Source organism: Blastococcus sp. KM273128 (assembly GCF_021698975.1).
Taxonomy (GTDB): Bacteria; Actinomycetota; Actinomycetes; order Mycobacteriales; family Geodermatophilaceae; genus Blastococcus.
In genome coordinates this window covers 1-10,559 of the sequence record NZ_SSXA01000022.1, presented here as the reverse complement: position 1 = coordinate 10,559, position 10,559 = coordinate 1, and the positions used below count along the sequence as shown (strand labels likewise).

General features: G+C 75.7%; 10 protein-coding genes and 1 tRNA gene. 10 read left to right on the top strand and 1 reads right to left on the bottom strand.

Annotated elements, in window-relative coordinates; all coding sequences use genetic code 11:
- The first annotated feature begins 22 nt into the window (after nt 1-22).
- The 9 genes from E9529_RS08680 (at nt 23) to E9529_RS08640 (ending at nt 7,681) form a co-directional block, all read left to right on the top strand.
- Nucleotides 23-997 carry a SurA N-terminal domain-containing protein gene (locus E9529_RS08680; RefSeq protein ID WP_236830786.1) on the top strand — a complete coding sequence of 325 codons (975 nt, stop codon included), beginning with the start codon at nt 23-25 and terminating at the stop codon, nt 995-997.
- Between the two features lie 31 nt (nt 998-1,028).
- Nucleotides 1,029-1,961, top strand: coding sequence for a MazG family protein (locus E9529_RS08675; protein ID WP_236830750.1), 933 nt, complete (start codon nt 1,029-1,031; stop codon nt 1,959-1,961).
- Between the two features lie 133 nt (nt 1,962-2,094).
- The gene (locus E9529_RS08670; RefSeq protein ID WP_236830749.1) at nt 2,095-3,372 is read left to right on the top strand and encodes a mechanosensitive ion channel family protein; all 1,278 of its coding nucleotides are present in this window, start codon (nt 2,095-2,097) and stop codon (nt 3,370-3,372) included.
- Between the two features lie 61 nt (nt 3,373-3,433).
- Complete coding sequence (eno, locus tag E9529_RS08665; protein ID WP_236830748.1) at nt 3,434-4,711, top strand: phosphopyruvate hydratase; 1,278 nt, start codon at nt 3,434-3,436, stop codon at nt 4,709-4,711.
- Nucleotides 4,712-4,721: 10 nt separating this feature from the next.
- A complete protein-coding gene (locus E9529_RS08660; protein ID WP_236830747.1) occupies nt 4,722-5,300 on the top strand; it encodes a septum formation initiator family protein in 579 nt (192 codons plus the stop codon).
- Complete coding sequence (locus tag E9529_RS08655) at nt 5,297-5,797, top strand: DUF501 domain-containing protein (protein WP_236830746.1); 501 nt, start codon at nt 5,297-5,299, stop codon at nt 5,795-5,797. The genes E9529_RS08660 and E9529_RS08655 overlap by 4 nt, the downstream gene beginning before the upstream one ends.
- Nucleotides 5,794-6,741, top strand: a complete 948-nt coding sequence (locus E9529_RS08650; protein ID WP_236830745.1) for a Ppx/GppA phosphatase family protein — start codon at nt 5,794-5,796, stop codon at nt 6,739-6,741. The genes E9529_RS08655 and E9529_RS08650 overlap by 4 nt, the downstream gene beginning before the upstream one ends.
- Nucleotides 6,742-6,803: 62 nt before the next feature.
- Nucleotides 6,804-7,565: a uracil-DNA glycosylase gene (locus E9529_RS08645; RefSeq protein ID WP_236830744.1), complete on the top strand. Its 762-nt coding sequence runs from the start codon at nt 6,804-6,806 to the stop codon at nt 7,563-7,565.
- Nucleotides 7,566-7,607: 42 nt separating this feature from the next.
- Nucleotides 7,608-7,681 (top strand) — tRNA-Leu (locus E9529_RS08640).
- Between the two features lie 11 nt (nt 7,682-7,692).
- Here E9529_RS08640 and E9529_RS08635 read toward each other — a convergent pair.
- Nucleotides 7,693-8,922: a MalY/PatB family protein gene (locus E9529_RS08635; protein ID WP_236830743.1), complete on the bottom strand. Its 1,230-nt coding sequence runs from the start codon at nt 8,920-8,922 to the stop codon at nt 7,693-7,695.
- 268 nt (nt 8,923-9,190) lie between these two features.
- On the opposite strand from E9529_RS08635, the gene E9529_RS08630 reads away from it, so the two are divergent.
- Nucleotides 9,191-10,042 (top strand): Bax inhibitor-1/YccA family protein, encoded by an 852-nt coding sequence (locus E9529_RS08630; protein ID WP_236830742.1) that lies wholly within the window; start codon nt 9,191-9,193, stop codon nt 10,040-10,042.
- Nucleotides 10,043-10,559 lie beyond the last annotated feature (517 nt).

The following is a 10,559-nucleotide window of genomic DNA, read 5'->3' as shown; positions in this document are numbered from 1 at the left end:
GGTGTGGCAGTCTCGCCGCGTGATGCAGCACCGGACCGCTCGTGCCAGCACCGCCGCACTCCTGGCCGTCCTCGTCGTGACCGGGTGCCGGTCGGCGCCGGACGTCGCCGCCTACGTGGGCGACGAGCAGATCACCGTGGACGAGCTCCAGGCCCAGGTCGACGCCCGGCTCCAGGACCCCGGGATCGCCGCGGCCGTCGAGGGGCGTCGGGAGGACCTCACCGCCCAGGTGCTCGGCCTGCTCGTCGAGGCCGAGGTGCACGACGCCGCCGCGCAGCGCTTCGACGTGCAGGTGACCGACGCCGAGGTGACCCGCCGGATCGAGGAGCTGCTGGGCGCCGACGACCCGGAGACCGTGTTCGCCCGGCTCGCCCAGCAGGGCATCGCCCCCGCCGACGTCCGCGAGAGCGTCCGCCAGCAGCTGGTGCGCCAGGAGATCGCGACCGACGAGGGCGGGGCGGAGCCGCTGGACGAGGCCGCCCTGCGCGCCCGGTACGAGGAGGTCCGCGAGACGCTGGCCCAGGTCGAGTACGGCTACATCACCGTGCCCGACCAGGCCACGGCCGACGCGGTGGTGGCCGAGCTCGCCGCCGCCCCCGCGAGCTATCCGGCGGTGGCCGCGCGGTTCCCCGGCCAGTTCACGCTGCCCGAGCTCGACCGGCGGGCACCGGGCGAGCTGCCGGGTGCGCTGGCCGCCCCGCTCGCCGACGCGGCGCCGGGAACGGCGGTCGCGGTGCCGGTGCCCCAGTCCGGGGGCGTCGTCGTCGCCTTCCGCGCCGGCACGACCTACCCCTCCTTCGAGGAGCTCCGCCCGCAGCTGGTCGAGGAGGCCGGCCAGCAGGTGGAGACGGCGGCCCAGCCGCTGCTGGAGGAGGTGCGGGCCGGCCTCGACATCACCGTCAACCCGCGCTACGGCGTGTACGAGGACGGGCGGCTGCTGCCGGCCGGCGTCGGCGTCGTCGACATCCTCGGCGACGAGACCACCCCCGCCGAGTAGCCCCCGGCGCCACCTCCCGGAGACTGGGCGGGTGCCCGCCGCCCTCCTCGTCACCGTCAGCCCCCGGCTCCCCGCGCTGCTGGGGGCCGACGGCTGGCGGGCGGTGAGCGGCCCCCGGTCGGTCGTCGCGCTGCCCGGTGCCGGGGCGGAGGCGGCGATGCTGCGTTCCGCCGGCGTCGCGGTCGAGGAGCTGCCCGACGCGGCAGCCGTCACCGCGCGGGCGGACGACGTCGTCTGCCTGGCATCGCCCGACGAGGCCGCCGCCCTGCCCGGGGTCCCCGCGGTGGCCGGGGCGCCGGAGCCGCCCGGTGCGCGGCTGCTCGACGTCGTCCGGGTCATGGACCGGCTCCGCTCGCCCGGCGGCTGCCCCTGGGACGCCGAGCAGACCCACGCCTCGCTGCGGGGCTACCTGCTGGAGGAGGCGCACGAGGCCTACGACGCGATCGTCGACGACGACCGCACGGCCATGCGGGAGGAGCTCGGCGACGTGCTGCTCCAGGTGGTCTTCCACGCCCGGGTCGCGCAGGAGGACGCCGCGCGCGGCTTCGACGTCGACGACGTCGCCGGCGACCTGGTCGACAAGCTGGTCCGCCGGCACCCGCACGTGTTCGGGGACGCCGGGCCGCGTGACGTGGCTCAGGTCGAAGCCGGGTGGGAGGAGATCAAGAAGGCGGAGAAGCAGCGCCGCTCGCCCACGGAGGGGGTCTCCCGGTCGCAGCCCGCGGCCTCGTGGGGTGCGGCCCTGGTGCGCCGGGCCGGCCGGGCCGGGCTGCCCACGCCGGAGCCGGCGGAGCTTGCCGACGCGAGCCCCGAGGCGCTCGGCGAGCGGCTGCTGGCCGTCGTCGCCGCCGCGGAGGCCCGCGGGTGGGACGTGGAGGACGCGCTCCGGGAGGCGGTGCGCCGCTACGCCGGGGAGCTGGACGCCGCCGCGGCGGACCGACCCGACCGGGGGACCTCGGCCTGACGGTGGCGCCGCGGCTCACTAGCGTGGGAACCCGGTCCACCCGCGCTGATCCCGGAGAGGAGCCGGTCCGCTGCCCGCCACGCTGTCCGCCCCCGCGACCGACCCGGTCGGGCCCGACGAGGCCGTCGAGGGTGTGTCCGGCCTGATCCCCTCGGAGCCCTGGGCGGTCGCCCTGGTGCTCCTCGGTGCCGCCCTGGCCGCCTGGCTGCTCGGCGTCCTGATCGGCGTCGTCGTCCGCCGGGTGGGCCGCGGCTCCCCGGTGACCGCCGACCTCTCCCGCCGCGGCCGCGCCCCGCTGCGCGCGCTGCTGGTGCTGGTGGCGCTGACCGTCGTGCTCGAGGCGGCCGACGACCTGGGGGACTGGACCGAGGTCGTCGTCCACGTGCTCGTCCTGGCGGTGATCGCGACGATCGGCTGGCTGGTCGCCGTGGCCGTCTTCGTCGCGGCCGACGTCTGGCTGGCCCGCTACGACGTCGACGTCGCGGACAACCGGCACGCCCGCCGGGTGCGCACCCAGATCTCCCTGCTGCGCCGGCTGGCCGTCGTCCTCGTCGCCGTGCTCACCCTGGCCGCGATGCTGCTGACCTTCCCCGGCGCCCGCGCCGCCGGGGCCAGCATCCTGGCCAGCGCCGGCGTCATCTCCATCGTCGCCGGCCTGGCCGCGCAGACCTCGCTGGCCAACGTCTTCGCCGGCCTGCAGCTGGCGTTCACCGACGCGATCCGGGTGGACGACGTCGTCGTCGTCGAGGAGGAGTGGGGGCGGATCGAGGAGATCACCCTCACCTACGTCGTCGTGCACCTGTGGGACGACCGGCGCCTGGTGCTGCCCTCGACCTACTTCACCACGACCCCGTTCCAGAACTGGACCCGCAAGGAGTCCGCCGTCCTCGGCGCGGTCGAGCTCGACGTGGACTGGACCACGCCGTTCGACCGGATGCGCGAGGAGCTCGACCGCCTGCTGACCGGGGACGAGAACTGGGACGAGCGGGTCAAGGTCCTGCAGGTCACCGACGCCGTCGGCTCGCTGGTGCGGGTGCGGGTGCTGGTCAGCGCGCAGGACGCCGGCACGCTGTGGGACCTGCGCTGCGCCGTGCGGGAGGGGCTGGTCGGCTGGCTGCAGCGGGAGGCGCCGCACGCGCTGCCCCGGGTCCGCAACGAGGGGGCGCCCGGCTACGAGACGGCCGGCCGGAAGGGGCCGCGGCCGGCTCCCGACCCGCGCACCGCACCGCGCCCGCCGCGCCCGGCCGACCGGGCGCCGGCCACGAACGAGGGGCTGTTCACCGGCAGCCTGGAGGCGCGCCGCCGGTCGCAGGCGTTCACCGGCCCGAGCGAGGAGGACCAGGCCGAGCGCGCCCGCCACGACCGGTCGGCCGCCGACGCGGGGACCGCGGAGCACCGGCCCGCACCCTGATCGGGCCGGACGCGGCCGGGGGAGCGCCGCACCGGGCGTCCGGGCTGGTTAGGCTGCCCCCGTGCCGAGCATCGATGCCGTAGGCGCGCGGGAGATCCTCGACTCGCGCGGAAACCCCACCGTCGAGGTCGAGGTCGCCCTCGACGACGGGACGATCGCCCGGGCCGCCGTGCCCAGCGGCGCCTCCACGGGCGCCTTCGAGGCGGTCGAGCTGCGCGACGGCGGTGACCGCTACGGCGGCAAGGGCGTCACCAAGGCCGTCGACGGCGTCCTCGACGTCATCGGCCCGGAGCTGGTCGGCTACGAGGCGACCGAGCAGCGGCTGGTCGACCAGCGCCTGCTCGACCTCGACGGCACGCCCGACAAGTCGCGCCTGGGCGCCAACGCGATCCTCGGCGTCAGCCTCGCCGTCGCCCGCGCCGCCGCGGACTCCACCGGTCTCCCGCTGTTCCGCTACGTCGGCGGCCCCTCGGCGCACCTGCTGCCGGTGCCGATGATGAACATCCTCAACGGCGGCGCCCACGCCGACAGCAACGTCGACGTGCAGGAGTTCATGATCGCCCCCATCGGCGCGGCGACGTTCGCCGAGGCGCTGGCCATGGGCACCGAGACCTACCACGCGCTCAAGGCGGTGCTGAAGGGCCGCGGCCTCTCCACCGGGCTGGGCGACGAGGGCGGCTTCGCCCCCGACCTGCCGAGCAACCGCGACGCGCTGGACCTCATCGCCGAGGCCGTCGAGAAGGCCGGCTACGGCGTCGGCACCGACATCGCGTTCGCGCTGGACGTCGCCGCCACCGAGTTCCACACCGACGGGGGCTACGACTTCGAGGGCCAGAGCCGCTCGGCCGACTACCTCGTCGACTACTACCGCGGCCTGGCCGACGCCTACCCGATCGTCTCCATCGAGGACCCGCTCGACGAGGAGGACTGGGACGGCTGGATCGCCCTGACCGCCGCCCTCGGCGACCGCGTGCAGCTCGTCGGCGACGACCTGTTCGTCACCAACCCGGCCCGGCTGGCCGACGGCATCGCCCGCGGCGCGGCCAACGCGCTGCTGGTCAAGGTGAACCAGATCGGCACGCTCACCGAGACCCTCGACGCGGTCAACCTGGCGCACCGCAGCGGCTACCGCTGCATGATGAGCCACCGCTCGGGCGAGACCGAGGACACCACGATCGCCGACCTCGCCGTCGCCACCGACTGCGGGCAGATCAAGACCGGTGCCCCGGCGCGCAGCGAGCGCGTGGCCAAGTACAACCAGCTGCTGCGCATCGAGGAGGAGCTCGACGACGCCGCCCGCTACGCCGGTGCCCAGGCCTTCCCGCGGCTGAACGGCTGAGCGGGGGGCGATGAGCAGCGTCCGCGGCCGGCGGGGCGGCAGCGAGGGGCGGCGGGCGACCGGCCGGGTACCGCGCGTGCACCACTCGCGGCCGGTCCGCACCGGGCTGCGCCCCGGGGCGTCCAACCGCCCCGCGCAGCGCCGGCCCAACCGCCGCCCGGAGCGCCGGCCGGCCGCCGGGACCGCGGCGCGCCGCCGGCCGCTGTTCACCGGCCGCGCCGTGGTGCTGGTCGGGCTGGTGCTGCTGCTCGCGCTCACCCTGGCCGGGCCGATCCGGCAGTACCTGGCCGGTCAGGCCGAGCTGACCCGGCTCGCCGCGGAGGGCCGGCAGCTCGACGAGCGGGTCGCCGCGCTGCAGGGGCAGCTGGAGCTGCAGGCCGACCCGGTGTACGCGCAGCGGCAGGCGCGCGAGCGGTTGTCCTACGTGCTGCCCGGTGACCGGCTGGTGCTCGTCGTCGACGGCGAGGCGGTGGAGGGCGACGCCGGCACGCTGGCCGCGGCCGCCGTCGACCCGGGGCCGCTGCCCTGGTACGAGGGGCTGATGCGATCGCTGGCCGAGGCCGACGGCGACGAGGAGGCGGCCGGATGAGCGGACCGGTGACCCCCGAGGACCGGGAGGTCGTCGCCCGGCAGCTCGGCCGCCCGCCGCGGGCGCTGGCCGGGGTCGCGCACCGGTGCCCCTGCGGCCAGCCGGACGTCGTCGAGACCTCGCCGCGGCTGGAGGACGGCACCCCGTTCCCGACGCTGTACTACCTGACCTGCCCGCGGGCCTCGGCCGCCGCCAGCCGGCTGGAGTCGACCGGCCGGATGCGGGAGTGGCAGGAGGAGCTGGGCACCGACCCCCAGCTCGCGGCCGGCTACCGCGCAGCGCACGAGGCCTACCTCGCCGAGCGCGACGCCAGGGACGTGCTGCCCACCCGCAACACCGCCGGCGGCATGCCCGACCGGGTGAAGTGCCTGCACGCGCTGGCCGGCCACGCGCTCGCCGCGGGCCCCGGCGTCAACCCGATCGGCGACCGCGCGGTCGCCGAGATGGGGGAGTGGTGGGCGAAGGGTCCCTGCGCGCAGCCGGGGGACGGCGCGTGACGCGGGTGGCCGCCATCGATTGCGGCACCAACTCCATTCGCCTGCTCGTCGCCGACGTCCCGCCGAAGGGCGGGCACACCGACCTGCTGCGCCGGATGGAGGTCGTGCGGCTCGGCCAGGGCGTCGACGCCACCGGCCGGCTGGCGCCCGAGGCGATCGAGCGCACCCGCGTGGTGCTCGCCGAATACGCCGCGCAGGCCCGGGAGCTGGGCGCCACCGACGTCCGGATGGTCGCCACCAGCGCCACCCGGGACGCGGCCAACCGCGCCGACTTCGAGTCGATGGTGCAGGCGACGCTGGGCCGCACCGCCGACGTCGTGACCGGCCGGGAGGAGGCGGAGCTCTCCTTCCTCGGCGCGACCGGATCGCTGGCGGCAGCGGCCGCCTTCCACGGCCTGGCGCCGGCGGCGGCTCCCTGGCTGGTCGTCGACATCGGCGGCGGCTCCACCGAGTTCGTGCTCGGGGACGACGACGGCGTGCTGGCGGCGCGCTCGGTCGACATCGGCTGCGTGCGCCTCACCGAGCGGCACCTGCACGACGACCCGCCCACGGCCGAGCAGGTGGCGCGCACCGAGCGGGACATCCGCGCCGTGCTGGCGCAGGTCGCCGCCGAGGTGCCGGTGGGCAAGGCGGCGAGCCTGGTGGGGCTGGCCGGCTCGGTGACCACCGTGGCCGCGCTGGCGCTGGGCCTGCCCGCCTACGACTCGGTGGCGATCCACGGCTCGCGCATCCCGGTGGCCGACGTCCGGCGCGTCTCGGCGGGGCTGCTCGCCGCCACCCGGGAGCGCCGCGCCGCCGAACCGGTCATGCACCCGGGGCGGGTGGACGTGATCGGCGCCGGAGCGCTCATCCTGCGGGTGCTCATGGACGAGTTCGCGCTGGCCGAGGTCACCGTGAGCGAGCACGACATCCTCGACGGCATCGCCCTGCGCCTCGCCCGTTGAAGGACCCCGGTGCCCCCCACGACTCGCACGCTCGCCGCGGGTCCCTGCACCGGGGCCGTTCCATGACCTCACCGGACGGCGGGTTCCCCGTCACCCGTACCCCCGCGGGGGTCGTGCGCAGCGCCCGGGCCACCCGCGAGCTGTCCGTCCTCGACGACCGCATCTCCGGCTGCTACGCCTGCCCGCGCCTGGTCGCGTGGCGGGAGGAGGTGGCCCGCGTCAAGCGCGCCTCGTTCCGCGACCAGGAGTACTGGGGCCGGCCGGTGCCTGGGCTCGGTCCGGCCGACGCGCGGATCGCCGTCGTCGGGCTGGCCCCGGCCGCGCACGGCGGGAACCGCACCGGCCGGGTGTTCACCGGCGACCGCAGCGGTGACTGGATCTTCGCCGCCCTGTGGCGTGCGGGCCTGGCCAACCAGCCGACGTCGACGCACATCGGTGACGGGCTGGAGCTCACCGACGTGCGGGTGGCCGCCGCGGTGCGCTGCGCCCCGCCGGCCAACGCGCCCACCCCCGAGGAGCGGGACACCTGCTCGCCCTGGCTGGCCCGTGAGCTCGAACTGCTGCCGCGGCTGCGGGTGGTCGTGGTGCTGGGCGGGTTCGGCTGGACCGCGCTGTGGCCGGTGCTCGCCGCCGCCGGGTACGCGGTGCCCCGCCCGCGGCCGGTGTTCGGGCACGGCGTCGAGGTGGCGCTGAGCGGCCCGCGCGGCCCGCTCACCCTCCTGGGCAGCTACCACGTCAGCCAGCAGAACACCTTCACCGGCAAGCTCACCGAGCCGATGCTGGACGCCGTCCGGACCCGGGCGACCGAGCTCGCCGCCGGCTGACCGGCGGCCGCGGCGGGCCCGGCCCGCTACCGTGCCACCCGCGCCCCCGTAGCCCAACTGGCAGAGGCAGGCCCCTTAAAAGGGTTCCAGTGTCGGTTCGAACCCGACCGGGGGCACGGCCCCCGGCCTACCCGGTCCGGGCCGCCACCGCCCGCCCCATGCGCGTCACCGCCTCGGTCAGCACGGCGGGGGAGGTGGCCAGGTTGACCCGCACGTGCCCGGCGCCCCCGGTGCCGAAGACGTGCCCCGAGCTGAGGGCGACCCGGGCGTGGTCGAGGAAGAACCGGGCCGGGCCGTCGAGGTCGCCGACGACGGCGAGGCCGTTCCCGGCCTCCTCCGGCGGGAGGTCCAGCGGGCGGCAGTCCAGCCAGGCCAGGTAGGTCCCCTCCGGCGCGCGCAGCCCGGCCGCCGGCAGGTGCTCGGCCACGAGCTCCTGCACGAGCCGCCGGTTCCCGTCCAGGGCGGCGAGCAGCGCGTCCAGCCAGCCGCCGCCCTCGCGGAACGCCGCGGTGTGCGCGAGGACGCCGAGGTGGCTGGGCCCGTGGCCGACCTCCTCGGGCATCCGCGCCAGGTCGTCGGCCGCCTCCGGGCCGGCGACCACCACGGCCGCCTTGAGCCCGGCGAGGTTCCACGCCTTCGACGCCGACAGCAGCGCGAAGCCGTCGTCGGCGACGTCGAGGTACGGCACGAACCGGGCGCCGGGGAGGACGAGCGGCGCGTGGATCTCGTCGGAGACGACGCGCACCCCGTGCCGCCGGGCCAGCGCGGCAACGGCCTCCAGCTCCGCGCGGGTGTGCACCGCACCGGTCGGGTTGTGCGGGTTGCACAGCAACAACGCCGGGTGGGCGCAGCGGGCGCGGGCGCCGGCGAAGGCCTCCTCCAGCGCCGCCAGGTCCAGCCGGCCGCGCGCGTCCAGCGGCGCCTCCGCGACCGTGCGGCCCGCGTGCTCGACGAAGGCGAAGAACGGCGCGTACACCGGCGGGGTCACCACCACGACGTCGCCGGGGCCGGTGACGAGGCGGAGCACCTCCACGATGCCCGTCATCACGTCGGGCACCAGCGCCGTGCGGGCCGGGTCGACGCCGGTCCAGCCCCACCGGTCGGCGGCGAAGGCGGCCACCGCCTCGGGGTACTCCTGCCCCGCGGGGTAGCCGGTGTCGCCCGTCTCGACCGCGCGGTGCAGCGCCTCCCGGACCGGCGGGGCGAGGAGGACGTCCATCTCCGCCACCCACAGCGGCAGCACGTCGGCCGGGTGGGTGCGCCACTTGGTGCTGGTGCGGCGGCGCAGCTCGGGCAGGGTCACCTGCAGGAACGGGTTGCCCGGCGGCGCCTCGGCGCCGGGTGCGTCTGGGGCCACGGGGGGTGCTCCGTTCAGGCGCGGTCGGCCGGCCGGTGCCGCTGGGAGCGGACGGCCGCGGTGCGGACAGCATCGGGCACGCCCGCCGTCGTCCGCCCGGCGAGCGCCCCGGCGGGGGCCGGGACGGGATCGGATCCGGCTCGCACCCGCGGGGGTGATCCGGATTGCCCGCGGCTGTGGAACGCTAGGCGCGTGTCGGGCGTTGACCTGACCGAGTGGAGTGCGCGATCAGGCTCCACGACCGACGAGTCACCTCGAGGAGATGACGATGGCCAGTAGGAACCCGGCGTTCAGCCGTGGGTTCGGCAACGCGGGCCCCGGCCAGCAGTACGCCGGTTGGGGCAACCAGCCCCAGTACGGCGCGCCCCAGTACGGGGCCCCGCAGTACGGCGCCCCCGCGCCCCAGCAGGAGCCGTACGCCGCGCCGTCCCCGTACGGGACGAGCGAGGCCACCCGCTACATGACGATGGACGACGTCGTCCAGAAGACCGGCCTGGCCTTCCTGGTCACCGTCCTCTCCGCCGCCGTCACCTGGACCGTGCTGCCCCAGGAACTGGCGTGGGGTCTGGCGATCCCGGCCGTCCTCGTCGCGCTGGTGCTCGGCCTGGTGATCGCGTTCAAGCAGATCGCCAACCCGGTCGCGACCCTCGCCTACGGCGGCCTCTACGGCGTCGCCCTGGGCGCGATCAGCGAGGCGTTCAACGACCTCTACCCCGGCATCGTGATGCAGGCGGTGATCGGCACCTTCGGTGTCTTCGCCGGCATGCTGGTCATCTACAAGACCGGTGCCATCCGGGTGACCCCCAAGCTCACCCGTTGGGTGGTCGGGGCGCTCATCGGTGCGCTGGTGCTGCTGGTCACCAACTGGATCGTCGGCATCTTCACCACCGGTGACCCGCTGGGCCTGCGGTCGGGCGGTGCAGTCGCGATCGGCTTCAGCCTGCTGATGATCGGCATCGCGGCCTTCATGCTGCTGCTCGACTTCGACATGGCCGACGAGGCCATCCGCCGCGGCGCTCCGGCGAAGTTCGCCTGGTACGTCGCCTTCGGCCTGCTGGTCACGGTCGTCTGGCTGTACATCGAGATTCTGCGCCTGCTCTCCTACTTCCAGGACGAGTAGGGCGTCGACGCGAGGCGGCAGTGGCCCGGTTCCCGTAAGGGAACCGGGCCACTGTTATTTGCAGCATCCGGTTACGGGACAGGCCATACCGCCGAAAGGGCGGGAAGCGAGAGCACCTGACCGCGACGGCCGCCCGGCGCCGGGCGGGGACAAGCTCGGCCGCTCTCGCGGCGAGCTGACCGCGAAGATCCACCTGCGCGCCGATAGCGGCTGCCGACCGCTGGTACAGGCGACCACCGCCGAGCAGCGACACAACTTGCGGTCTTCGACCCGCTAATGAAGAGGCGGCAGGTGGCTCCATCAGCCACCGACTCGGTCGCATCGGGTGTTGGCCGACAAGGCCTGCTTCAACCGGACGATCCACGGTGAGCTGCGCCGATGACGCCGGCTCGCAGCGACCATCGCCGAGGGTCGGCCATGTCGACGACGCCTGAAAACTGACCCCCTCGCGACGCTCGAAATCTGACCCCCTCCCGAGACCCTGGCTCGAGCCGAGCCGGGGAGGGACGAGGTGTTG